The following is a 23,128-nucleotide window of genomic DNA, read 5'->3' as shown; positions in this document are numbered from 1 at the left end:
CGCCGCTTTCGTCACAGTGACGTGTGGTGTACCTCGATAGCGCCGGCCGGACAGATATGCGCGGCGGCGGCCGCTCCTTGTGCTTGCGCGTCGGTCAGCGTCGCCGCCATCAACGGCACCGCGGTACCGTCCGCATCCGCACCGAACAGATCTGGGTGTTGCACAACGCAGTACCCCGAACCCATGCAGAGGTCTTGATCGACAGTCACGATTGAACCGCCCTCCGGCGCGCTCACGATCGTGCCGTCGTCAATGTCACGGGCAGGCCGCCGTCGAGAGTCACCGAAAAATTGAAGTGGTGCTTTGGTTTCCAGCCCTCCGGTAGCGCCAAGCGATACCTCTGAAAGATGATCGCCAGGAGGAACTGTGCATTCATGTATGCCATACCGGTGCCGAGGCAGTGGTGCCTGCCCGAGCCAAAGGGCATGAACGCCAGCCGCGGACGATCTTTGGCCGCTGCCTCGTCCAGGAAACGGTTCGGGTCATACCTGTCGGGCTCGGGCCACCATCTGGGATCCCGATGCATCGAGTACAGCGAGGGCCCGACGATGGTGTACCGCGGAATGAAGTACCCGCCTATGACGTCGTCTTCCATCGCGAACCGCGGATTGAGCGGATGGCCCTGCAGCCTTTGGCCCTCATCGAAACATGCTCTTGCCCAGGCCAATTTAGGCAAGTCCTCCGGTGTGGGTATCGCACCGTGCAAGGAATCCACCTCCGCGTACAGCCGCCGGAGGTGCTCGGGGTGCGCAAGCAACAGCGCGAGTGTCCACGACAGTGAAGCCACCACCGTCTCGTACCCACCCGCCATCAGAATCATCAGCTCCATGCTGAGATCTCTTTCCGAGAGCCGACTTCCGTCGTCGTAGGTGGCCTCCAACAAGAGGCTCAACAGATCGGGTGTCTCGACCGGATTCGTACGTCTTTCCTTGATCAATCGCCGCGTCAATCGCCACAGCCTCCACATGGAGCGCGGTGCCGACTCCCGCCCGGGCAGCGGAATGAGGGCAGGCCGTGGACTCATCAGCGTCACCGATGCCATCAGGGACATGAAAGTCCTTAAATCGAGATCAGTTTCATGTATCTCGCGCTCTGTGATCGACGACGAGAACATCGCGCGCAAGAACGCCGGCAATGTCACCTGCGCGATGGCGTGCTGCATATCCACCACATGTCCGGTATCCGCCCACCGCGCCCATCCGTCGACTCGCCGCACGAACTCGTCGGCAATAACCTCGGCGACTCGCGCCAGGTGACGCCGGCCGAACATCGGCATCAGCATCCGGCGCCGCTGCCGGAACTTGTCACCCTCCAGCATCGGAATCGCCGCACCGATCATGCCCATCGCCGCCTGACCCGGCCCGATCATGCTGTACCGGCCCACCGGATCATCCATCACCTGGCTCGCGTAGTCCGGGTGGTTCACCACGACGATGCCGCCGCCAAGAGGGAACGGCACCCGATATACATCGCCGAATTCCCTTGCGCAGCGCCGAAAGAACTCGAACGGTTCACGCCGCATCTCCGGCACGCTGCCCACCATCGGATGACCGACCGGGCCGGGTGGGATGAGCGCCGGACTCCCGACGCCCCGGGCGATGCTGGAAGCCAGCGGAATCCCTCCGCGAGTAATCCACCACGGGTCTCGTCCCCGCGATTCGAATCTTCCGTGCGTTTTCGCAATCTCGTTGACCTCGTGCACGGTGGGGTTCATGGGCAACGGCCCCCATTTCCCTGCCAATAGCCGCGGTAAGCCGGCAACCACTGCAGAACTTTGAATTTCAGTGCTGGCTAGGGCACCAGCCGGACAGGTGCCCGTGGACTGTTTTCCTGGAAGACCGGTCATGCTGCGGTCACCGGCTGTCGGGCGGAGATCCGCACCGGACCCAATACCTTCGCTCCCACCTCGTCGCGGTATCGCTGACACGTCGGTGAATACGCGACGATACAGACAGCCAGCAGGTTCAGGCCCGTAGACAGGGCCGCCAGAATCCAGGCCGGTACCGGCGCAAGCCCGAGGTGAATCGCGAAGTAGTTCGGTAGCGTACACACGATGGTGTACGCCAGATAGGCACCGGGAGCGACGAATGGGATTGCAACCCACCGGTATCCGCGCATATGCGGGCGTATCACGACCAGTACCCACGCGATCATCACCAGGAATCCGCCGTTTTGCACCAGGCTCGGCAACGGCACCCCGAAGACCAGCGCGTTGTTGCTGTAGTACTTCATCAGGCCGAAGTGACTGTTGACCATCTCACCTATGCATTCGGCAATTCCGAATACCAATGCGAAGACGATGAGCGTCCAAGCGGCCCAACCCTTTTTGATCATTTCGTACACAATCAGCGCCGTCGGCGCGGTACCCACCCACACCAGGGGCACGAATATCGGCAACGGCCGGTCGGCGATGGTGACGTAAGGCAGGGCATTGGTCATGTATGTGGTGGCGCCGATGACATCGAGCCATGGTTCAACGAAGTACGGCAGGACTGTCACTCCGCCGAGCATGATGAGCCAATACATCAGCGCGTCCTCGTGCTTGCGGGCCGTCAACCAGCCCACCCATACCAGCGAAATCACCAGGCAGGCAACAAGTACCGCGACCACGGTCCAGGCCCACCAGGACTCCCCGTGAATCACCGGTGGTAGACCCCACTCCGCTCCTGCGCTCAACCGTGTCATCACCCGTGTCCTTTCGCCGTCGCGTGACGGTCTATGCGGACACTAATGTCTAGTTTGAGAATAAGTCAATCATTTCGAGACAAATCATTCCGCCAGGCGACGCATGTCGTCCCCGACGCCCGTGTCGACTATTCTCAGCCGCATGGACGACCCCTCGGGACCACCGATCCGGATGGTGGATCGGCAGCGGGCTCGGCGCAGTGAGCTAGTCAAAGAAGAGGTCGTTGACGCCGCCCTCGCTGAGTTCTCTGAGCGGGGCTATCACCAGACATCGATCGCACATATCGCCGAGCGCCTCGGCACCGGTCACTCGATGTTCTATCGATACTTCACCAACAAGCGCGACATCCTCGAACACGTGGTGCAGCACGCGACACAACGCACCATCGAAACGCTCAGCAGCACAGTGCCGGTTCACATCACATCCCTGGACGAATTCCATGATTTCGCAGTTAATCTCGGGCTCGCCTACATCGGATTGGTGGTCGACGACCCTCGGTTCTCACGCCTGTTGCTGCAACAGGGTGCCGCCGTGGATGCGGAGATGACGGCCCAGTTCTGCAGCGTATTCGACGCTGGCGCTTCGGTTCTCGCCGGTCTACTACGCGACGGCATCCAATCCGGTTACGTCCGAGCGGATATCGATATCGAGGCCGTTGCCGATTCGGTGGCCGGCATTCCGTTGGGCATCCTGGCGCGCTACGGACACGAACCCGATCGAGACATTCTGGCGGCCAGGGTCCGCGCCACCGCGGATCTCGTATGTCGGGGCATCGCCCCCTCAGGGGAATACACCCCTTAGGCCCGACGTTTTTGGCCGCTGTGAACACTTTCACCGTCGGCGAAGCGACCATCACTCAGCTCACCGAACTGGACGTGTGGCCCATCACGCCACGCCACTGGTATCCGGCTCTGACCGATGAGCAGCTCGCGGTGGCCCGGGCTGCGTACACGCCGTCCGCCGTGTCCGAAGACGGTGCCGAGCTCATCTTCGCGATACACAACTACGTCATCGAGCTCGGTGGCACGGTGGTGGTCGTCGATACCTGCTCGGGTAATCACAAGAACCGGCCGCTGTTTCCCGACCTGCACATGCTCGACACCGACTACCTGACTCGGCTCAAACAAGCCGGATACGCCCCCGGCGACGTCGACATCGTCGTCAACACTCATCTCCATCTGGACCACTGCGGATGGAACACCCGTCTGACCGATGGCACGTGGCAACCGACCTTCGCCAACGCCCGGTATCTCTTCCACTCCACCGAGCTCAATTACATTCGGGCCCAGTGGGAATCGGCCCCCATAGAGCAATGGCAAGGCAACGGTGGCTGGGTCTACCAAGACAGCATTCTGCCGGTCCTGGAATACGCGTCACACGAATTCCTCCAACCCGGGCAGCTGCTCCACTCCCACCGGTCCACACGCATCAGCGCGCTCGACGCGACCGGGCACACACCGGGGCATCTCGCTATCGAGGTCAGCGCACCGGACACCGGCGTGATCATCGCCGGTGATGCGCTCCATCACCCCATGCAGGCGCAGTTTCCGGAACTGCCCTTCTATGCCGACGCGGATCCCCTCGCTGCCACCACTACCCGTCGTGCCCTGCTTGAGCGCTGCGCCGACGAAAACCTGAAGCTCCTCACCGCGCACTTTCCGGCACATCGTCCGCTGGGTGTCCGCCGCAGTGGTACCGGATTTGCCTGGGATGGCCCGCTGGCGCTGGCATAAGCACACCAATTCCGTTGGCCCACCGCTAGAACGCGGCGCCCACCACCGGACCTGCCCCGGCCGGCTGCGGAATCTGCACGGATTCCAGGAGTCGCTCCAAGGCGGCCTCCACCTCGGCCTTCCAACCGAGCCCGCTATCAAGCTCCAACCGCAGTCGGGGGAAATGCTGGTGCGGCGCAACAACCGTGAAGCCAACATCCTTCAAGAAATTCACGTCGATCATGCACTGCTCGATCGTGCACTCCCCCAAGACGTCAGCCGCCTCAGAGTTCCTCGCCAACGACCCCTCGCACATTTCCAGCGCCTCGCTGGTCCGACCGAACGCCTCCAACGCCCGCACACCGCGACGCACCAACTCGGCGACCACATTGGCGACAATGCTGTGCGGCAGACCGTCTGACTCATGACCCGGCTCCACCCCTAGCGAGGTCAACAGAATCGCGTCGGCGCTCACTGGTCCCGTCGGGAACAGTCGCGCGCGCGGCACCACCCCGGGCGGGGCATACAACGCGTACCCCGCGGTGGTCGGCCGGGACTGTGGACCGGTCACCGCGACCTGACCGCATGACCCCCACTCGAGCATGACCATCGACAGCCACGCTTCCTTCTCGAATTCGGGATCCGACAGGTGCTGACTATCACCGACGGTGGCAGGGTCCACTTCCCAGAAGACACACCGCCGGGCATGCTTGGGCAACTGCTCGAAACCATCGAGCCGCAAAGGAACGATCCGAGCCGACACTGGTCTAGTACGCCTCCACGTCAGGTCAACATGGTGCGCGGTACGCCTCATGCGTCCGGCAACCCTTCAAGGATATGCGAAATTTCTGGTTTGGCACCCGGCAGCTGGGTCACGATCCCTCGAAACGGCCGTCGTCACCACAACCGCACCGACGCTTGCCCCGCAGAACCGAAAGTCCTTAGTTACCAACTGCTTTCATGACGACGGACGATTTCGCCGGGTTTCACGTCACAGTGACGTTTCTGCCCTGTGGGCTAGGACGTTGCCTCGCCGGACATCAAATCGACAATTCGCTGTAAATCGTCGACCGAGCCGAACTCGACAACGATCTTGCCCTTGCGCTTGCCCAGGCTCACCGTCACGCGGGTATCGAAGGTGCCCGACAGCCGCTCGGCGACATCCTGCAGACCGGGCATCTGGATCGGCTTGCGCCGCGGCGCCGGCTTCGGAGCGTCACTGCGGTTAGCGAGGGTCACTGCCTCCTCGGCAGCACGCACCGACATCCCCTCGGCGACGATCCGTGCGGCCAACTCTTCCTGTGCGCCCGCACCGCCCTCGAGAGCGAGCAGGGCGCGCGCATGGCCGGCCGACAGCACGCCCGCCGCGACCCGGCGCTGCACGGCGATTGGGAGCCGTAGCAGTCGGATCATGTTGGAGATCACCGGTCGCGACCGACCGATGCGGGTGGCCAGTTCCTCGTGGGTGACGTCGAACTCGTCGAGAAGCTGTTGGTAGGCGGCCGCCTCTTCCAGAGGATTCAGCTGTGCTCGATGGATGTTCTCCAGCAGGGCATCACGAAGCAGGTTGTCGTCCGCGGTCTCTCGCACGATCGCCGGGATGGTCTCGAGACCCGCCTCCTGGGTCGCGCGCCAACGCCGCTCCCCCATGACGAGCTGATAGTCGCCGCCGTCCACCATGCGCACCACGATCGGCTGCATCACGCCGAACTCGCGGATCGAATGAACCAGCTCGGCCAGTGCCTCTTCATCGAACACCTGGCGCGGCTGTTTAGGGTTCGGCTTGATGGCAGTCACCGGGATCTCGCGGTACACCGCACCGATATCAGCGGGCGGTGCGGCCACCGCCGCGGCCACGGGGCCGCCACCGATGACGACATCTGCCGCCGCGTCACCCAAACGTGGGCCCGAGGGTGCCGCCGAGCCGTCGACTGGAGCGGTCGGAATGAGCGATGCCAGCCCCCGCCCGAGGCCGCCCTTACGCCGTGATGATGGCGACTGACTCATCGGTTACTTCTCCCTTTTCGCATCCGCTCGGCACACGTGATCATTTTCCCGCAGCGCACCCGACTCATTGCGGATCACTCGCCGACGGGCTTGGCCGCTGCGCAAGTTCGCGGGCAGCGTCCAGATAGCTCAGCGCGCCACGTGAACCCGGGTCGTACTCCAGGACGCTGGTCCCGTATCCGGGCGCTTCGGAGACCTTGACGCTGCGCGGGATGACCGAGCCCAGCACCTTCGGGCCGAAGTGGCTACGCACCTCATCCGCCACCTGGTCGGCGAGCTTGGTCCTGCCGTCGTACATGGTCAGCAGAATCGTCGACACATGCAGGGCGGGATTCAGGTGAGCCTGGACGAGCTCGATGTTGCGTAGCAACTGCCCCACTCCCTCCAGTGCGTAGTACTCGCATTGGATGGGGATCAGTACTTCGTTGGCGGCGACGAGCGCGTTGACCGTCAGCAGACCTAGTGACGGTGGGCAATCAATGAAGACGAAATCGAAGGCGTCGGCCGGCAGCCCGGCGATCGCCGAGCGCAGCCGTCCTTCCCGGGCGACCATCGAGACCAACTCGATCTCGGCACCGGCGAGATCGATCGTCGCGGGGACACAGAACAGATGCTCGCTCTGCGGGCTGGACTGAATCGCGTCCTTGATCGGGATCTCACCGAGAAGTACCTCGTACGACGACGGGGTGCCCGCCCGGTGATCGGCACCCAGCGCGGTGCTTGCGTTGCCCTGCGGATCGAGGTCGATCACCAGAACGTTGAGCCCCTGCATCGCCATCGCCGCCGCCAGATTCACCGCGGTCGTGGTCTTGCCGACGCCACCCTTCTGGTTGGCGATCGTCAGCATCCGACGATGCGCTGGCTTGGGGAGTCGGACCGACCCCTGCTTTAGTTGGGTCGCGCGCTGAGCCGCCGCGCCGATCGGAGTCTCTGACTCCACGAAGTCCGTCGACGACCGGTGGCCGTCACTCGCCGCGCCGGTTTCACGTGAAACATCGTCGCTTCTCACTGTCGTCTCCTTGATCGGATGCTCATCGGCTCCGCCGTCGCGAACCGCCGCGGGAGCTTCCCCGCCGACGGTCTCCGTCGCATTCTTTCCGCCGCGCGACCACCACCGTGGTGGGCGAATCGAGGTACCGCGTGCCACACTGCACCACCCTCACGTCATCGGCGCCGAGCGGACCCAGCGCATTACCGTACTGCTGTACTTCCTCGTCAGCGCGATCACCTTTGATCGCCAACATCCGTCCGCCGATCCGCGTCAAGGGAAGGGACCAGCGGGCGATCTTGTCCAGTGCCGCGACTGCCCGGGACGTCACTGCGTCCGCTCCACCAACCTCGGCGATGACACCGGGCTCCTCGGCCCGGCCCCTCACCACCGATACGTTGGCCAGCCCCAGCCGCTCAATCATTTCACGAAGGAACTCGGTGCGACGGAGCATCGGCTCGACCAGAACGATATGGACGTCCGGGCGCGCGATGGCTAAGGGAATACCCGGCAGCCCCGCGCCGCTCCCGACATCGATGACTCGCTCCCCGGCGTCCAGTAGCTCGCCTAGGACAGCGCTGTTAAGAATGTGGCGCTCCCACAATCGGTCGGCTTCGCGGGGTCCGATCAGACCCCGCTCCACACCGATTGTGGCAAGCGCCTCGACATACTCGACCGCGATCGCGAGCCGCTCACCGAACACGTCGGCAGCGGCCTCCGGCACCGGGAGGGTCTCGTCGTGTTTCACGTGAAACATTCCTCCCGGAGCGCGGCCACAGAATTACATGGATGAGATTTGGAGTTGTCAGTCGTGCAGGACGACCACGCGACGCGACGGCTCCACGCCCTCGCTCTCGCTGTGCACGCCATCAACGGCCGCGACGGCGTCGTGCACGATCTTGCGCTCGAAGGGAGTCATCGGGGCGAGCTCCTCGCGCTCACCGGACTCCAGCACCTGCTTGGCGATCTTGGTACCCAACGCCGCGAGCTCGTCGCGACGACGGCCCCGCCAGTTGGCGATGTCCAGCATCAGCCGGCTGCGCTCACCGGACTTCTGCTGAACCGCGAGGCGGGTCAGCTCCTGCAGTGCATCGAGCACCTCGCCCTTACGGCCGACGAGCTTCGTCAGGTCGCCGCCGCCGTCGATGCTGACGATCGCGCGGTCGCCCTCGACGTCCAGGTCGATATCGCCGTCGAAGTCGAGGAGGTCCAGGAGCTCCTCGAGGTAGTCGCCGGCGATCTCGCCCTCGGCCACCAGACGCTCTTCGAGATCGGCCGTACGTGGCTCGGTCTCGGGTGCGGCGTCGGTCTCGGCCGTGGTCTCTTCGGCTTGAGTGTCCAGATCGGTCATCGTTCTTCTCCCTCTGTCACGCCCGTACAGAATCGCGGGCGGTTAGCGCTTGCGGCGACGATCGGGCCGCGCACCCGGCTTCGGGGTGCGGCTCGTCGTACCTGATCCATTTGTTGAGTCCGGGGAAGCCTGTCCCCCGGTGTCCTCGTCCATGCCATCGGACTCCACGACCTCGGTGCTGTCCGAGTCGTCTGTCTGTTTGGCGGGCTGGTTCTTCCCACTGCGAGTCGGCTTAGCTCCCGGCTTCGGCGCGTTGGCCGCTCGCCGCTCCAAGTCCGCCTGCTTCTTCTCTTCTTCTTCCTTGGCGATGTGGTTGAAGACGTAGTGCTGCTGCCCGAACGTCCAGATGTTGTTGGACACCCAGTACAGGATGATCGCGATCGGCAGGAACGGTCCACCGACGACCACGCCGAGCGGGAACACGTACAGCGCCAGTCGGTTCATGATCTGGGTCTGCGGGTTGGCTTGAGCCTCGGGGCTCTGACGCGCTATGGATGCCCGGCTGTTGAAGTAGGTGGCGATACCCGCGATCACCATCAGCGGAATGGACACACCGGCCACGGCCAGTCTGTTGAATTCGGTGAACGCGTCCAGACCTGTGGTCTGAACCATGGTGGCACCCAGGGGCGCGCCGAACAGGTTGGCGTCCAGGAAGTTGGCGACGTCGTTCGCGCTGAAGAAGTAGTTCCCCGTGGCGCGGTTCGCCTCCACCGTCATATGCACCTGGCCGAAACCACCGGTAGTTCGATTGAAGGACCGCAGCACATGGAACAGGCCTAGGAACACCGGGATCTGCGCCAGCATCGGCAGACAGCCGAGGATCGGGTTGAAGCCGTGTTCGCGCTGCAGCTTCTGCATTTCCAACGCCATGCGCTGGCGATCGTTCTTGTACTTCTTTTGCAGCGCCTTGATCTGTGGCTGCAGCTCCTGCATCTGCCGGGTGGTCCGGATCTGCCGGACGAAGGGCTTGTACAGAATCGCGCGCAGGGTGAACACCAGGAACATCACCGACAGTGCCCAGGCGAAGAAGTTCTTGGGACCCAGCAGGTACGCGAACAGCTTGTACCAAACCCACATGATCCCCGAGACCGGGTAATAGATGAACCCGAGGCTGAACCAATCAAACATCCGCTGTGCTCCTTCGCACGCTCACGCGCTCTTCGCCCCGACTATCTCGGTCCCCGTGGTTCGTATGGCGTTCAGGAATCGGGTCCCATCCACCGTGGTGCCATGGTCCACACTTCAGTAGCCGAATGGTGGCCAGCCAACCGCCGCGGAGCAGTCCGTGCACGCTCAACGCCTCGACCGCGTACTGGCTACATGTCGGCATAAACCGGCAACTGGGCAGCCGCATGGGTGAGATCCAGGTCTGGTACAGACGGATCAAGAAGATTACGGCGCGCGCCGGGCGGCTTTTCATCGCTGCCGCTCTGCTGCCGGTTCCTGCCGTCGCGCCGACCGATCGATTCCATCTCGCAGTTGCTGACGCAGGCTTGCCGACAGCGCGGTACTACTGCTGGGGAGGGCCCTGATCACCATGCGATCTACCGGCTCAAGTTTGGGGAGCAGCTCCGCGGCGACGTGCCTAAGCCGACGAGATACTCGATGGCGCACGACCGCACCGCCGACCGACTTTCCGACGATCAAACCGACCTTGGGCCCCTCCACCTGTCCACAGGAGGAGTCCACGCACCTCCGCTGGAGGTGAATCACCAAGTCCGCGTGGGCAGTTCGCACGCCACGCTTGACGGTCTGTCGGAATTCGGATGATTTGGTCATCCGGTGTCGAGTCGGCAACACCGACTACTACCAGCGCCCGAAACTCAGGCGGTCAGTTCCTTGCGGCCCTTACGACGCCGGACCGCGATGATTGCGCGCCCGGCGCGGGTGCGCATGCGCAACCGGAAACCGTGGGTACGCGCGCGACGCCGATTGTTTGGCTGGAAGGTCCGCTTGCCCTTTGCCACCGCTACTACTCCTTTATGTCCGTCACGTTCTCAACAGACATCACGCACGCCGCCAGTTCACGACGCATGCGATGTGCTGAGACGTATCAGTCCGTTGGTACTTCTCACTCGCCACCGGCGCGGTACCTACGGAATCCTGGGTTTCATCCCTGATGACGTGCGGGTCGCGGCCGTGCCGCCAACGTTCGGGCGACTGTTTGAGGGTACTGACCTGCTCGGCGCCGGTCAAACTGATCACAAACGTCACACGCGTATCCCCTCTCCACAGGAGTCTGTCACCTTCCGGAAAGTTGTCATCCATGTCTCCGGATCGGTTGGCGGGCGGATACAAAAACTGTTAGCTTCTGCGAATGCCGTTTCCACCGGGCGCATGCATCGGAACCATCCACACTGGCCGATGCCGATCGCGGTCGGACACCGACTAGCCGGTCCCCCGGAACAGGTGATCCAACTCGATCACCTGGTATGCGCACACTGACCACCATGGGGGTGGTCGGCTTTGTTGTCCACAGCTGTGGATAACCGTGTGGAAACCCACGACCGATCGTTGAAAAGGGGCTAGTGTCGACGTGACCCCACCAGCCAGAGAGATACTCGCCGTTGACTGATGAACTGAATTCCCAGTTCACGGCGGTATGGAATACCGTCGTCGCGGAACTCAACGGTGACGACAACCAATATCTCTCGAGTTTCCCGCCGTTGACGCCGCAGCAGCGCGCCTGGCTGACATTGGTCAAGCCACTCACGATGGCCGAGGGTTTCGCGCTACTTTCCGTACCCTCGAGCTTCGTCCAAAACGAGATCGAACGGCATCTGCGCGGGCCGATTGTCGAGGCACTCTCCCGAAGGCTGGGCGAGAACGTCGAGCTGGGTGTGCGTATCGCCGCGCCGGCTCCTGGCGAAGATCCAGACGTCGCCGGAGCCACCCCGGAACTCGAGCTCGACGAGGTCGATGAGACCACCGAGGCGCTTGCTAGCGCACACGAATCGTGGCCCTCGTACTTCATCAATCGACCGGGCGGCGCCGATAAGGCCGACACCCCCGATACAAGCCTCAACGCGCGCTACACCTTCGAATCATTCGTCATCGGCGCATCCAACAGGTTCTCCCATGCGGCGGCCGTGGCGGTCTCAGAAGCCCCCGCGCGGGCCTACAACCCGTTGTTCATCTGGGGTGAATCGGGGCTCGGCAAGACGCATCTGCTGCACGCCGCGGGGAACTATGCACAGCGTCTCTTTCCCGGTATGCGCGTCAAGTACGTGTCCACCGAAGAGTTCACCAACGACTTCATCAACTCTTTGCGCGATGACCGTCGGGTCGCGTTCAAGCGCAGCTACCGCGACATCGACGTTCTGCTGGTCGATGACATCCAGTTCATCGAGGGTAAGGAAGGCATCCAGGAAGAGTTCTTCCACACCTTCAACACCTTGCACAACGCCAACAAGCAGATCGTTATCTCCTCCGATCGGCCGCCGAAGGGCCTGGCCACCCTCGAAGACCGGCTACGGACCCGCTTCGAATGGGGTCTGATCACCGATGTTCAGCCTCCCGAACTCGAAACCCGCATCGCGATCCTTCGTAAGAAGGCACAGATGGATCGGCTCGACGTTCCAGACGACGTGCTGGAACTCATCGCCAGCCGTATCGAACGCAATATCCGCGAGCTCGAGGGTGCCCTCATCCGGGTGACGGCATTTGCCTCACTGAACAAGTCCCCCATCGAGCTGCCGCTGGCCGAAATCGTGCTGCGCGACCTCATCCCGGACTCCAATGCGATCCAGATCAGTGCCGCCACGATCATGGCCGTCACCGCGGAGTACTTCGACACCACCCTCGAAGAGCTCCGTGGGCCCGGTAAGACCCGCGCACTGGCTCAGGCACGTCAGATCGCCATGTACCTCTGTCGTGAGCTCACCGACCTCTCCCTGCCCAAGATCGGGCAGACGTTCGGCCGCGACCACACCACTGTCATGTATGCGGACAAGAAGGTCCGTGGCGAAATGGCGCAGCGGCGTGAGGTTTTCGATCACGTGAAGGAGCTCACCGCACGTATCCGCCAGCGCTCGCGCCATTGACCTCATTGCTCCCACCCGGCCCACCGCGGCCGGGTTTTTTGTGTCCCCGCGCCGCCACGCCGTCTCAACACACGCCTATTTCAAGACTTTTCGAGATTTTTCTCGACGATTTTTACTCGCCTCGTGTGGCTCACCCGCCACATCCACAACATCGGAGGTTGTGCACAGGGATGTGGACAGCTGTTGGTCAAACCTGCCATCGCTTGGGGGTTGCTGAACGAATGACACATGCTCCACATCCACAGGCCGTCGATCACATCAGAATCCACAAATTCCTGACAGCCCTACTGAGCCTCTACGGTGCGACAACACTTGTCTGTCCACAGCTTCCACAGCACCTACTACTACTGCTTAAATATCTATCTAATCTCTCCCTTTAAAAGCAGCTGTGTGGATGGAAACGTCAACATGGCCCGTCCGGCCGGTAACCCGGCGATGGACACAAGGGGTCTTACGAGAAACCGATCCGCTTTCCCGATGCGCCGAAAGCATCTACGGTTGTGCTTCGGAAGTCGCATGGCCTGATGGCTTCCAACCCGGTTGACGAGACTTGTGCACGGTGCTCCGGTAAATACCGGATGGCTGCCCGATGCGCTGTCGGTCTTGTCACTCGGACGTGCCACGATGGCCATCACTGATTTTTGTGTGGAGACAGTCCGACCTGGACAACGAGGAAGCGAAGGGTATTCATGGATCTCGCGAGCCCGACTGCCGCAGACACCAGCCTGAAGTTCAGGGTCGCGCGGGATGATTTCGCCGATTCGGTGGCGTGGGTTGCCCGTAGTCTGCCCTCCCGGCCGACAGTTCCGGTGCTGGCTGGTGTGCTGCTGACCGCGCATGACACGGGTTTGACGCTGTCGGGCTTCGACTACGAGGTTTCCGCGCAGGTGAAGGTTCCGGCTGAGGTTGCGGCTTCCGGTAGTGCGCTGGTGTCGGGCCGACTGCTTTCGGATATCACCCGGTCACTGCCGAACAAGCCGGTCGACGTCGCCTTAGAGGGCACCCGACTGTTGATCAGTTGTGGAAGTGCGAAGTTCTCACTGCCGAGCATGCCGGTGGAGGATTACCCGGCTCTGCCGTCGTTGCCGGAAGAAACGGGTGCGCTCAGTGCCGATGTGTTCTCCGAGGCCATCGGCCAGGTGGCAGTCGCTGCGGGTAAGGACGACACTCTGCCGATGCTGACCGGCGTTCGTGTCGAAATCAGCGGCGACACAGTGGTTTTGGCGGCAACGGACAGGTTCCGCCTGGCGGTGCGTGAGCTGAAGTGGACGTCGGGATCCGGCGACATCAACGCCGCGGTGTTGGTGCCTGCCAAGACGTTGTCGGAAGCCGCGAAGTCGGCATCGAGCGGGTCTGATGTGCAACTCGCGCTGGGTGCCGGTTCGGCGATCGGATCTGAGGGACTACTCGGCATCGTCAGTGACGGCAAGCGCAGCACCACCCGGCTACTGGACGCGGAGTTCCCCAAGTTCCGCCAGCTGTTGCCGACCGAGCACACCGCGTTGGCGACCGTCGCTATCTCGGAACTAGTGGAAGCCATCAAACGTGTTGCGCTGGTTGCCGATCGTGGTGCCCAGATACGCCTGGAGTTTGAGCCCGGACTGCTGCGGTTGTCGGCCGGTGCCGACGATGTGGGTCGTGCCGAGGAAGAGCTGGAGGTGGAGTTCGTCGGCGAGCCGCTCACCATTGCCTTCAACCCGACCTACCTGACGGACGGGCTGGGGTCGCTGCATTCGAGCCGGGTCACCTTCGGATTCACCACACCGAGTCGTCCGGCGGTCCTGCGTCCTGCGGATGACGATCAAAGCTCCCCGGACGGCTCCGGGCCGTTCACGGCAGCGCAAACTGAGTATGTCTATCTATTGATGCCGGTGCGTCTGCCCGGCTAGGACTCGCGTTCCTAACGGCAACGGACTGTTCATCGGAGGTTATGGGTCATGCAGCTGGGTTTGGTCGGACTGGGCAAGATGGGTTTCAACATGCGCGACCGGCTGCGCGCCGGTGGGCACGAGGTCATCGGATATGACCCCCGTCCCGAGGTCACCGACGTGCCGTCGCTGGAAGGATTGGCGGATGCGCTCGAGGCGCCCCGCGTCGTGTGGGTGATGGTGCCGTCGGGCCCGATCACACAGCAGACGATCGCCGAGCTTTCCGAAGAACTGTCCGAGGGCGACCTCGTGATCGACGGCGGTAATTCACGTTTCACGGAGGACAAAACGAACGCAGATCTGCTGGCTGCCAAGGGAATTGGCTACATTGACGCTGGAGTTTCCGGTGGCGTGTGGGGCAAGGACAATGGTTACGGGCTGATGGTCGGCGGCAGTGATGAGGATGTGGCGCGCGCGATGCCGATCTTCGACACGCTGCGTCCCGAGGGTGATCGCGCCGACGGATTTGTCCACGCGGGTCCCGTCGGTGCCGGTCACTACGCCAAGATGATTCACAACGGCATCGAATACGGGCTCATGCATGCCTATGCCGAGGGATACGAATTGCTGGCCGCTGAACCGCTGATCACCGATGTTCAGGCGGTGCTGCAAGCCTGGACCAAGGGCACGGTGGTGCGGTCCTGGCTGCTGGATCTGTTGGCGAAGGCATTGAAGGAAGATCCTGGCTTCGATGCGATCTCCGGATACACCGAGGACTCGGGTGAGGGCCGGTGGACCGTCGAAGAGGCCATCAATCATCGGGTTCCGGCTCCGGTCATCGCCGCCTCGCTGTTCGCCAGATTCGCTTCACGCCAAGAGGATTCGCCGGCAATGAAGGCCGTCTCGGCGCTGCGCAATCAGTTCGGTGGCCACGCGGTCAAGCGCGTCGGTCTTTCCGGCTGAGGGAGGCCCGCGGACCGAGGTGTACGTACGACAACTGGGATTACGGGACTTCCGGTCATGGGAGCGTGTCGACCTGGAGCTCGAGCCAGGTCGCACCGTATTCGTCGGGCCAAACGGTTATGGCAAGACGAATCTTGTTGAAGCGCTGTGGTATTCGTCGACATTAGGGTCGCACCGTGTTTCCACGGATGCACCCCTGATCCGTACCGGAGCCGAGCGGGCGGTCGTGTCGACCATCGTGGTCAACGATGGTCGCGAGTTGGCCATAGACCTCGAAATCGCTGCCGGGCGCGCCAATAAGGCCAGGATCAACCGGTCACCGGTGCGCAGCCCACGTGAGATTGTCGGGATTCTGCATGCGGTGCTGTTCGCTCCCGAAGACCTGTCCTTGGTGCGCGGTGATCCGTCGGACCGCCGCCGCTTCCTGGATGATCTGTTGATTCAGCGTAGGCCCCGGATGGCTGGGGTGCGCGCCGACTACGACAAGGTGCTTCGTCAACGGACCGCACTGCTCAAGACGGCGGGGGCGGCATTACGGCAACGCAACGACCAAAGCGTGCTGGACACCTTGGATGTGTGGGACGGCCATCTGGTGGCCCACGGTTCCGAATTACTCTCTGCACGTTTGGAATTGGTGAGCGAGTTGCGGCCGTTGGTGGAAAAGTCGTATCAGCTGCTGGCCCCCGCGTCGCGCTCCGCGGACATCGCCTACCGCAGTAGCGTCGACGGGGTGGATGCCGAGCTGTCGGTGGAGCACCTCGCGGATGCGTTGCAGGCGGGATTGGTGGCCAAACGATCAGCGGAGATTGAGCGGGGCGTCTGTTTGGTCGGACCACACCGTGATGACCTGGAACTGAGGCTCGGAGACGGACCTGCCAAGGGGTTCGCAAGCCACGGAGAGTCCTGGTCGTTCGCGTTGGCGCTGCGGTTGGCGGCCTTTGATCTGCTGCGCACCGACGGCACCGACCCGGTGTTGATGCTCGACGATGTCTTCGCTGAGCTGGATGGGGCTCGGCGACGGTGTTTGGCCACGGTTGCCGCTGATGTGGAGCAGGTCCTGGTGACGGCTGCCGTTCCTGATGATGTTCCCGAGGAATTGTCGGCGCGGACGGTTACCGTCGATGTGCAGGAAGACCCTGCGGGACGAAAGTCGGTGGCGCATGAGTGAGGAAGAGGCCTGGCCGCCCGAGCATTTGGCTGGGGTTAAGGGCATGGACCTGGTGCGCCGGGTACTCGAGGAGGCCCGCGGCGCGGCTAAACAGCAGGGTAAGGACATCGGTCGAGGGGGCAGATCTCCGGAGCAGCGTCGCCGGGTGGCCGGCGGACGCCGGACCTGGTCGGGCCCGGGTCCGGACGCGCGCGACCCCCAGTTGTTGGGCGGGGCCGCAGGCGATTTGGCGAGACGCCGGGGTTGGTCGTCCCGCGTTTCCGAAGGCGCGGTCTTTGGAAGATGGGAGGCGGTCGTTGGCGAGCAGATCGCCGCACATGCGACTCCGACCGCGCTCAACGAGGGCGTATTAACGGTGGCAGCGGAGTCCACGGCGTGGGCCACACAGCTTCGGCTGGTGCAGGCGCAGCTGCTGGCGAAGATCGCCGCAGCAGTCGGCGATGGTGTGGTGACCAGTTTGAAGATCTCCGGACCGACTGCACCGTCGTGGCGCAAGGGTCCCCGACATATCGCCGGACGCGGTCCGCGCGATACCTACGGCTGAGGGCTCATCGCGGCGTCGCGCGGCGGAACCGGCGTCCAGAGCGTCCAGACACAGGCCGATCCGAGATATGCGACGGACGGCGTAAATAGAGGGGACGAAACATGCCCTGAAACTAGGTGCCGTCGGTACAGACCAGTAGGATGGTCGTAAGACGGATCGCGGGGTCCTTGTTATCGAGCGGGCCCGCCAGAGTCGTTACTTCCAGACAGGAGACAAAGTCGATCGTGGCTGCGCCGAAGAAGAGTGCCAAGAGCGAATACAGTGCCGACTCGATCACCATCCTAGAGGGGCTTGAAGCGGTCCGGAAACGCCCCGGTATGTACATCGGGTCCACCGGCGAGCGCGGTCTGCACCACCTGATCTGGGAAGTTGTCGACAACTCCGTCGACGAGGCGATGGCCGGGTATGCCACCACCGTCGAGGTGACCATGCTGGAGGACGGCGGGATCCAGGTCAAGGACGACGGCCGCGGTATTCCGGTGGCGATGCATGCCTCCGGAATACCCACTGTTGATGTCGTCATGACCCAGCTGCACGCCGGTGGCAAGTTCGACTCCGATTCCTACGCGGTCTCCGGTGGTCTGCACGGTGTTGGCATCTCGGTGGTCAACGCGCTCTCCACAAAGGTTGAGTTGGAGATCCTGCGGGATGGCCATGAGTGGCGGCAGGTCTACACGGCGTCCGAGCCGGGAACACTGCAGCAGGGTGCGGCGACCAAGAAGACGGGCACCACGGTCCGATTCTGGGCGGATCCGACGATCTTCGAGACCACCACCTACGACTTCGAGACGGTCGCCCGGCGCCTGCAAGAGCAGGCCTTCCTGAACAAGGGCCTGACCATCAAACTCACCGATGAGCGGGTGAGCAACGCCGACGTGACGGACGAGGTGGTCAGCGATACGGCGGAGGCTCCCAAGACCGCCGAGGAACAGGCCGCCGAATCGGCTGCGCCGCACAAGGTTAAGAACCGCGTCTTCCACTACCCCGATGGCCTGGTCGACTTCGTCAAGCACATCAACCGCACCAAGTCGGCCATCCACTCCACCATCGTCGACTTCTCCGGCAAGGGCGAAGGCCACGAGGTGGAGATCGCGATGCAGTGGAATGCCGGCTACTCGGAGTCGGTGCACACCTTCGCCAACACCATCAACACGCACGAGGGCGGTACGCACGAAGAAGGATTCCGTGCCGCGCTCACGACGGTGGTCAACAAGTACGCCAAGGAGAAGAAGCTTCTCAAGGAGAAGGACACCAACCTTACGGGTGACGACATTCGTGAGGGCTTGGCCGCGGTGATCTCGGTGAAGGTCGGCGAGCCGCAGTTCGAGGGCCAGACGAAGACCAAGCTGGGCAACACCGAGGTCAAGTCGTTTGTGCAGAAGGTGTGTAACGAGCAGCTTCAGCATTGGTTCGACTCCAACCCCGCGGATGCGAAAACCGTTGTCAACAAAGCAGTTTCGTCTGCGCAGGCTCGAATCGCCGCGCGCAAGGCGCGCGAGCTGGTGCGGCGCAAGAGTGCTACCGACATCGGGGGGCTGCCCGGCAAGCTGGCCGACTGCCGCTCGACCGATCCGTCGAAGTCCGAACTGTATGTGGTGGAGGGTGACTCGGCCGGTGGTTCGGCCAAGAGTGGCCGCGACTCGATGTTCCAGGCGATCCTGCCGCTGCGAGGCAAGATCATCAACGTCGAAAAGGCGCGCATCGACCGGGTTTTGAAGAATACGGAAGTCCAGGCCATCATCACGGCGCTGGGCACCGGAATTCACGACGAGTTCGACCTGGCCAAGCTGCGCTATCACAAGATCGTGCTGATGGCGGACGCCGACGTTGACGGCCAGCACATTTCGACGCTGCTGTTGACGCTGCTGTTCCGGTTTATGCGCCCGCTCGTCGAGCACGGCCACATCTTCTTGGCGCAGCCGCCGCTGTACAAGCTCAAGTGGCAGCGCAGCCAGCCGGAGTTCGCCTACTCGGACCGCGAGCGCGACGGGTTGATGGAAGCCGGGCTCAAGGCCGGTAAGAAGATCAACAAGGACGACGGCATCCAGCGCTACAAGGGTCTGGGCGAGATGGACGCGAAGGAACTGTGGGAGACCACCATGGATCCGTCCGTCCGTGTGCTGCGCCAGGTGACTCTCGACGATGCCGCTGCGGCGGACGAGCTCTTTTCGATTCTGATGGGCGAGGACGTGGAGGCACGCCGCAGCTTCATCACCCGAAATGCCAGGGACGTGCGCTTCCTCGACGTGTAGTGGCCGCCGCCGCCCCCGCTGTAGTTGAAGATTCAATTTGATCTTGAATCTTTTCGTCCCGATGGAACCGAATCCGGAGATCGTGACGTCGTACGGAGAAGTACGACAGCAGCCGGAGGGATTGTGTAGATGGGTGAGAAGTTCAGCGTCAACGTCGAAGAGCTCGCGGGTTTCGGCGCGGGTGTCGAGGATCTAGCCGCGTATCTGGGCAAGGTGCGTGCTCTGGTGGATTCCGAGGGTGGCCCCAAGGACGGCTGGGACGGCCTCATGTCCCAGTTAAAGGGTCCCTTCGAGGCCGCCAAGACCAAGACCTCTGAGCGATATGACAAGCGCCAGACCGCGACGTATATGACCGGCAATGAGCTGATTTCTCTTGCCAACACCTACAAGGAACAAGAAAACAAGACCGGCGCCAGAATCAGGGCGGCCGCATCGCCACTGCCCGGACACGACTCACGGCGCGACGGTGACGCCACCACGGCGGCCAAGCACTACTCGACCGGGGATACTCCGGACCTGGCGGCGCCCAAGCACGAGGAAGCTGATGTGGTGTCCATCGTGCGAGACAAGGCCGCATGGGTGGCCGACGCCGATGAGGCGATCCAGAAGGTGTCCGGTTGGAGCCCGATCAACGACACGTTCGAGAAGCTGGTCGGCAACTGGGCCGAACTGACGCGTATCGGCAACGTGTACGAGAAGGCTGGCAAGGGCATGGAGGGGGCCGGCAAGTCGCTTGCCAGCATGACGGAGCAGTCGCGGTCACATTGGGATGGCAAGTCGGCCCAGGCTTTTGAGGGCTATTCCGAGGATCTGAGTAAGGGTCTTGAAGCCGAGGCGCCGTTGACCAAGGTCATCAAGGATTGCCTGGACGTGCTGGTGGAGCAGATCAAGAAACTGATCAAGACCATCGTCGACATGGTCGTCGAGAAGCTGAAGCAGGAAGTTCAGATCGACAGTTGGAAGGACGCCCTCAAGGTCCTGGCCAAGAAGATTCCCATTGCGGGAACTGCCTGGCAGGTGGAGCGCCTGGCGATGATCCTCAAGGAAGTCTTTCAGGAGGCACAAAAACTGGTCGACGAGGTTCAGAAGGCGGTGGACCTGGTGAAATCCGTCATCGAGTTCTTCGAGGACCCGGCGGCGTACCTGGAGAAGAAGGGCAAGGACTCTCTCAACAAGTCTGTGGATAACGCCCTCGGCAAGGCTGGCGTCAGCAGTGACGCTGGGAAACAGCTGGTGAAGGATCTGCCGGCCGCGGTGTTGGCGGCCCCGGATTTCCAGGCAGCTCCTGGTGACGGCTATTCCGGCGGCGCGGGTGGTGCGCCATGGGAGGATGGCAAGTGATGGAGGTTCCACTCGATCCGGCCCTGCAGGCGCTGGTGCGTAAGGTCACCGACGGCGTCGCGGAGATGGAGGCCGTTCGATTGCAGGGTGAACGCTACATCGATACCCCGATCGAACCGGTTTTCACTGAGCGCAAGCAGACCCCTCCGGTGCCCCAGACTCCTCCTACACCAACGGAGTTGGAAGAAGACGACTTCTATGCGTTCAAAGATCCATTCGGCACAAAAAAGTGGAAGTGAATATGAGTAAACGAGCATGGGTGGCGGCCGTGGCTGCGGTGGGACTTCTCGGAGTTGGATGCGGATCGCCCAAAACCGAGACCACCGGTGCGTCTTCTGCGGCCACATCGAGTTCGGCGGCGACATCAACCGCGCAAGCATCAGAGACGAAAACCTCTGGCTACCAGCCGTTTAGCCCCGCAACAGATCCCTGCAGCCTTGTCACACCCGAGCAGCTGGGCGCCCAGGGCGCGGCCCCGATCAATTCCCGGGCCAGGGAGTCAAACGGGATACAGCAGTGCACCTATCAAGACGCCGATCACAACAAGGTACTGAACCTGAAGTTGTTCAAGAACGCCGATGGTGCAACCAACTTCCGCGACATTCATGTCAGGATCCTGCAGGCCGATGGCGCCGAGATCTATGTCATGAAGGATGAGCAAAACGAATGCGGCGCTGCGCTTTTGGGGCCGGAAGACAATATCGTGCAATTCGACTTCGAGCCCGGGACAGCCGCGGTGTCTGCCGCGCAGGTACAGACCGGACAAACGTGGTGCGACTTCTCAGCGCCCGTCATCGCGGAGGCCAATAAAAAGCTTGGTTGGACCAAGTAGTACCGACGACTTTGGGTGACTAGCCGGGTCACCCAAAGTCGTTCGTGCTCATTCGTCGCCACTAAGCCGGGAGGCGGTCCGGGCATCACTGCCGGTAATGGCACTGCTGGTCATCCGCAACTTGTCGCGGTAGTCGTCGCAATGCGCGCCACCGGTGGTCATCAGTCCGGCGAGTCGCTCGATGGCCGGCGCGATATCGGCCATCTGCTCGGCGTAGTGGGCACCAAACGTCTCTGCCCGCAGCTCGCAGGACCGAACCTTGTCCCCCTGGGCACGCAGACCTTCGGCGGCACGACCCCACACGCCCGCCAACTTCTCCACACCGTCAGAGTCGATGTATGTCATGCGCGGAGCCTCCTTAACTTCAACTACCTATTGGGACGCCAGCTGACGGGATCCGGTTCCATGAATCTGAGACGGGCTAGAAGCCCGGGCAGGTGGCGGTGAGTTCGACGGCATGGGGTTCTTCGTAGGCCTGCTGTTGGTAGATCCGGTACAGATCGGCCTTGATGCGAAGAGCGTCGCCGTCCTTGATCACAGAAGCGTTCGAGGGAACGCGGGTTGTGTAGTTGAACAGTGCCCCGCCGACGTATCCGTGCAGTACCGCACCGTCTTTAACCTGAAAAGTAAGGTTGTTTCCAGGCTTGCCCAACGCTGGTTTCACCTCAACCTTCAACGAGCCGTCCGATTCGCGGCTGCAGTAGGCGGCATCGGTGCCATCGACGAAGACCCTGCCGTCGACCGTCGCGTCCACGCGGGGTCCTTTGGGATCGGGTGCCGGAGGGACAGGCGGCGTCTCCGGCTGCCGCGGGCTGGGGTACGCCGGGCAGGTCGCGGTGACAGTGAACGGAATCGGCTTCGGTTCACCGGGATCCAGATTCATAAACACCACGCCCGAGACGTTGTACGTCGCGCCGTGCACCGCGACCGTCGGTGGTGACGGCAGATGCGACCACGTCTTCCACAGGTACGTGCCTCGTCCTGGTACGCCGAGCTGGATCTCATTCACGGACGAGGTCGCGGTGTCTAGCCGCAAGGTCAGTGAATTTCCTTGCGGCGCGGTGCTAAAGCCGATCGTGGTTTCCTGACCGAATCCCAGACAGACCGGGTCACCAAAGGTCAACGGATTCCCGTCGAGGGTGGCGTCGATGGTGGCCGGGCTACGGGGAAAGTTTGGCGGTGCCGGGGCCGGAAGCGACGACGTCGTCGCCACGGCCGACATGGCGGAGGGCGCGGCGGCCGGCGGCGTCGGATCGCACCCCGCGACCGGTAGCGCGACGAGTGGCGCGAGGAGAATCCTCCAGCTCCGTCGCAGAGCGCGGTCGGTGATGAGTGTTGCGATCCGTAACATCGGATTCCCCTCAATTAATCTG

26 protein-coding genes and 1 pseudogene are annotated in these 23,128 nt (G+C 62.6%); 12 read left to right on the top strand and 15 right to left on the bottom strand.

Annotated features, from left to right (window positions below):
* Positions 1–11: 11 nt before the first annotated feature.
* The 3 genes from BKG76_RS11030 to BKG76_RS11020 are packed head-to-tail and all read right to left on the bottom strand — an operon-like array spanning position 12 to position 2,685.
* Positions 12–236, bottom strand: a complete 225-nt coding sequence (locus BKG76_RS11030) for a ferredoxin (RefSeq protein WP_083338006.1) — start codon at positions 234–236, stop codon at positions 12–14.
* Positions 233–1,846, bottom strand: a complete 1,614-nt coding sequence (locus tag BKG76_RS11025; RefSeq protein ID WP_083338005.1) for a cytochrome P450 — start codon at positions 1,844–1,846, stop codon at positions 233–235. The genes BKG76_RS11030 and BKG76_RS11025 overlap by 4 nt, the downstream gene beginning before the upstream one ends.
* On the bottom strand, positions 1,843–2,685 hold the full coding sequence (locus BKG76_RS11020) for a hypothetical protein (RefSeq protein WP_070937679.1): 843 nt from the start codon (positions 2,683–2,685) through the stop codon (positions 1,843–1,845). Before BKG76_RS11020 ends, BKG76_RS11025 begins: the two co-directional genes overlap by 4 nt.
* A 142-nt stretch (positions 2,686–2,827) precedes the next feature.
* Between BKG76_RS11020 and BKG76_RS11015 the strand changes: the two genes are divergently transcribed.
* Together BKG76_RS11015 and BKG76_RS11010 are read left to right on the top strand one after the other, a co-directional pair.
* Entirely contained in the window at positions 2,828–3,487 is a 660-nt protein-coding gene (locus BKG76_RS11015) for a TetR/AcrR family transcriptional regulator (RefSeq protein ID WP_070937678.1), read from the top strand.
* Positions 3,448–4,419 (top strand): MBL fold metallo-hydrolase, encoded by a 972-nt coding sequence (locus BKG76_RS11010; protein WP_083338004.1) that lies wholly within the window; start codon positions 3,448–3,450, stop codon positions 4,417–4,419. The genes BKG76_RS11015 and BKG76_RS11010 overlap by 40 nt, the downstream gene beginning before the upstream one ends.
* A gap of 25 nt (positions 4,420–4,444) precedes the next feature.
* Here BKG76_RS11010 and BKG76_RS11005 read toward each other — a convergent pair whose 3' ends face one another.
* From BKG76_RS11005 to rpmH, 10 genes are all read right to left on the bottom strand, one after another.
* Complete coding sequence (locus tag BKG76_RS11005) at positions 4,445–5,161, bottom strand: acetyltransferase (protein WP_070937676.1); 717 nt, start codon at positions 5,159–5,161, stop codon at positions 4,445–4,447.
* Positions 5,162–5,415: 254 nt separating this feature from the next.
* Positions 5,416–6,405 (bottom strand): ParB/RepB/Spo0J family partition protein, encoded by a 990-nt coding sequence (locus BKG76_RS11000; protein ID WP_070937675.1) that lies wholly within the window; start codon positions 6,403–6,405, stop codon positions 5,416–5,418.
* A 64-nt stretch (positions 6,406–6,469) separates the two neighbouring features.
* The gene (locus BKG76_RS10995; protein WP_272818824.1) at positions 6,470–7,345 is read right to left on the bottom strand and encodes a ParA family protein; all 876 of its coding nucleotides are present in this window, start codon (positions 7,343–7,345) and stop codon (positions 6,470–6,472) included.
* Between the two features lie 91 nt (positions 7,346–7,436).
* Positions 7,437–8,150, bottom strand: coding sequence for a 16S rRNA (guanine(527)-N(7))-methyltransferase RsmG (rsmG, locus tag BKG76_RS10990; RefSeq protein ID WP_070937673.1), 714 nt, complete (start codon positions 8,148–8,150; stop codon positions 7,437–7,439).
* A 48-nt stretch (positions 8,151–8,198) separates the two neighbouring features.
* Complete coding sequence (locus BKG76_RS10985; RefSeq protein WP_070937672.1) at positions 8,199–8,744, bottom strand: Jag family protein; 546 nt, start codon at positions 8,742–8,744, stop codon at positions 8,199–8,201.
* 42 nt (positions 8,745–8,786) lie between these two features.
* Positions 8,787–9,872 (bottom strand): membrane protein insertase YidC, encoded by a 1,086-nt coding sequence (gene yidC, locus BKG76_RS10980; protein WP_070937671.1) that lies wholly within the window; start codon positions 9,870–9,872, stop codon positions 8,787–8,789.
* Positions 9,865–10,131, bottom strand: a complete 267-nt coding sequence (gene yidD, locus BKG76_RS24400) for a membrane protein insertion efficiency factor YidD (RefSeq protein ID WP_236737590.1) — start codon at positions 10,129–10,131, stop codon at positions 9,865–9,867. Before yidD ends, yidC begins: the two co-directional genes overlap by 8 nt.
* Positions 10,061–10,216, bottom strand: coding sequence for a hypothetical protein (locus BKG76_RS25295; protein WP_236737612.1), 156 nt, complete (start codon positions 10,214–10,216; stop codon positions 10,061–10,063). The genes yidD and BKG76_RS25295 overlap by 71 nt, the downstream gene beginning before the upstream one ends.
* On the bottom strand, positions 10,161–10,544 hold the full coding sequence (gene rnpA / locus BKG76_RS24395; RefSeq protein ID WP_083338002.1) for a ribonuclease P protein component: 384 nt from the start codon (positions 10,542–10,544) through the stop codon (positions 10,161–10,163). The genes BKG76_RS25295 and rnpA overlap by 56 nt, the downstream gene beginning before the upstream one ends.
* Before the next feature lie 23 nt (positions 10,545–10,567).
* On the bottom strand, positions 10,568–10,711 hold the full coding sequence (gene rpmH / locus BKG76_RS24390) for a 50S ribosomal protein L34 (RefSeq protein ID WP_030097696.1): 144 nt from the start codon (positions 10,709–10,711) through the stop codon (positions 10,568–10,570).
* Positions 10,712–10,784: 73 nt separating this feature from the next.
* On the opposite strand from rpmH, the gene BKG76_RS24385 reads away from it, so the two are divergent.
* From BKG76_RS24385 to BKG76_RS24375, 10 genes and pseudogenes are all read left to right on the top strand, one after another.
* A complete protein-coding gene (locus BKG76_RS24385; RefSeq protein ID WP_083338001.1) occupies positions 10,785–11,189 on the top strand; it encodes a hypothetical protein in 405 nt (134 codons plus the stop codon).
* 122 nt (positions 11,190–11,311) lie between these two features.
* The gene (gene dnaA / locus BKG76_RS10970; RefSeq protein WP_070937669.1) at positions 11,312–12,787 is read left to right on the top strand and encodes a chromosomal replication initiator protein DnaA; all 1,476 of its coding nucleotides are present in this window, start codon (positions 11,312–11,314) and stop codon (positions 12,785–12,787) included.
* 689 nt (positions 12,788–13,476) lie between these two features.
* Positions 13,477–14,676 carry a DNA polymerase III subunit beta gene (gene dnaN / locus BKG76_RS10965; RefSeq protein ID WP_070937668.1) on the top strand — a complete coding sequence of 400 codons (1,200 nt, stop codon included), beginning with the start codon at positions 13,477–13,479 and terminating at the stop codon, positions 14,674–14,676.
* A gap of 33 nt (positions 14,677–14,709) precedes the next feature.
* Positions 14,710–15,618, top strand: a pseudogene (gnd, locus tag BKG76_RS10960) (phosphogluconate dehydrogenase (NAD(+)-dependent, decarboxylating)); the annotation flags it as partial.
* A 19-nt stretch (positions 15,619–15,637) separates the two neighbouring features.
* Entirely contained in the window at positions 15,638–16,786 is a 1,149-nt protein-coding gene (gene recF, locus BKG76_RS10955) for a DNA replication/repair protein RecF (protein ID WP_070939128.1), read from the top strand.
* Positions 16,779–17,330: a DUF721 family protein gene (locus BKG76_RS10950; RefSeq protein ID WP_070937666.1), complete on the top strand. Its 552-nt coding sequence runs from the start codon at positions 16,779–16,781 to the stop codon at positions 17,328–17,330. The genes recF and BKG76_RS10950 overlap by 8 nt, the downstream gene beginning before the upstream one ends.
* A 224-nt stretch (positions 17,331–17,554) precedes the next feature.
* Positions 17,555–19,582: a DNA topoisomerase (ATP-hydrolyzing) subunit B gene (gyrB, locus tag BKG76_RS10945; RefSeq protein ID WP_070937665.1), complete on the top strand. Its 2,028-nt coding sequence runs from the start codon at positions 17,555–17,557 to the stop codon at positions 19,580–19,582.
* A gap of 129 nt (positions 19,583–19,711) precedes the next feature.
* A complete protein-coding gene (locus BKG76_RS10940; protein WP_070937664.1) occupies positions 19,712–20,923 on the top strand; it encodes a hypothetical protein in 1,212 nt (403 codons plus the stop codon).
* Positions 20,923–21,162: a hypothetical protein gene (locus tag BKG76_RS10935; RefSeq protein WP_070939127.1), complete on the top strand. Its 240-nt coding sequence runs from the start codon at positions 20,923–20,925 to the stop codon at positions 21,160–21,162. Before BKG76_RS10940 ends, BKG76_RS10935 begins: the two co-directional genes overlap by 1 nt.
* Positions 21,163–21,164: 2 nt before the next feature.
* Complete coding sequence (locus tag BKG76_RS24375) at positions 21,165–21,755, top strand: DUF3558 family protein (RefSeq protein ID WP_083338000.1); 591 nt, start codon at positions 21,165–21,167, stop codon at positions 21,753–21,755.
* Positions 21,756–21,803: 48 nt separating this feature from the next.
* On the opposite strand, the gene BKG76_RS10925 is transcribed toward BKG76_RS24375, so the two are convergent.
* Entirely contained in the window at positions 21,804–22,100 is a 297-nt protein-coding gene (locus tag BKG76_RS10925; protein WP_070937663.1) for a hypothetical protein, read from the bottom strand.
* Positions 22,101–22,176: 76 nt separating this feature from the next.
* Entirely contained in the window at positions 22,177–23,106 is a 930-nt protein-coding gene (locus BKG76_RS10920) for a lipoprotein LpqH (protein WP_070937662.1), read from the bottom strand.
* Positions 23,107–23,128 lie beyond the last annotated feature (22 nt).

The sequence above is a fragment of the Mycobacteroides franklinii genome (genome assembly GCF_001853795.1).
GTDB lineage: Bacteria > Actinomycetota > Actinomycetes > Mycobacteriales > Mycobacteriaceae > Mycobacterium > Mycobacterium franklinii.
This window is presented reverse-complemented; position numbering and strand designations above follow the sequence as displayed.

Excerpts from the sequence above, each read along its gene's own strand:
- BKG76_RS10940 (WP_070937664.1), top strand. The coding sequence starts at position 19,712 with ATGGGTGAGAAGTTCAGCGTCAACGTCGAAGAGCTCGCGGGTTTCGGC.
- BKG76_RS24375 (WP_083338000.1), top strand. The coding sequence starts at position 21,165 with ATGAGTAAACGAGCATGGGTGGCGGCCGTGGCTGCGGTGGGACTTCTC.
- BKG76_RS10920 (WP_070937662.1), bottom strand. The coding sequence starts at position 23,106 with ATGTTACGGATCGCAACACTCATCACCGACCGCGCTCTGCGACGGAGC.
- BKG76_RS10950 (WP_070937666.1), top strand. The coding sequence starts at position 16,779 with ATGAGTGAGGAAGAGGCCTGGCCGCCCGAGCATTTGGCTGGGGTTAAG.
- BKG76_RS11020 (WP_070937679.1), bottom strand. The coding sequence starts at position 2,685 with ATGACACGGTTGAGCGCAGGAGCGGAGTGGGGTCTACCACCGGTGATT.
- BKG76_RS10935 (WP_070939127.1), top strand. The coding sequence starts at position 20,923 with ATGGAGGTTCCACTCGATCCGGCCCTGCAGGCGCTGGTGCGTAAGGTC.
- rsmG (WP_070937673.1), bottom strand. The coding sequence starts at position 8,150 with ATGTTTCACGTGAAACACGACGAGACCCTCCCGGTGCCGGAGGCCGCT.
- BKG76_RS11000 (WP_070937675.1), bottom strand. The coding sequence starts at position 6,405 with ATGAGTCAGTCGCCATCATCACGGCGTAAGGGCGGCCTCGGGCGGGGG.
- BKG76_RS11015 (WP_070937678.1), top strand. The coding sequence starts at position 2,828 with ATGGACGACCCCTCGGGACCACCGATCCGGATGGTGGATCGGCAGCGG.
- dnaN (WP_070937668.1), top strand. The coding sequence starts at position 13,477 with ATGGATCTCGCGAGCCCGACTGCCGCAGACACCAGCCTGAAGTTCAGG.
- yidC (WP_070937671.1), bottom strand. The coding sequence starts at position 9,872 with ATGTTTGATTGGTTCAGCCTCGGGTTCATCTATTACCCGGTCTCGGGG.
- BKG76_RS11010 (WP_083338004.1), top strand. The coding sequence starts at position 3,448 with ATGTCGGGGCATCGCCCCCTCAGGGGAATACACCCCTTAGGCCCGACG.
- BKG76_RS10985 (WP_070937672.1), bottom strand. The coding sequence starts at position 8,744 with ATGACCGATCTGGACACTCAAGCCGAAGAGACCACGGCCGAGACCGAC.
- BKG76_RS11025 (WP_083338005.1), bottom strand. The coding sequence starts at position 1,846 with ATGACCGGTCTTCCAGGAAAACAGTCCACGGGCACCTGTCCGGCTGGT.
- BKG76_RS10925 (WP_070937663.1), bottom strand. The coding sequence starts at position 22,100 with ATGACATACATCGACTCTGACGGTGTGGAGAAGTTGGCGGGCGTGTGG.
- BKG76_RS25295 (WP_236737612.1), bottom strand. The coding sequence starts at position 10,216 with ATGGAATCGATCGGTCGGCGCGACGGCAGGAACCGGCAGCAGAGCGGC.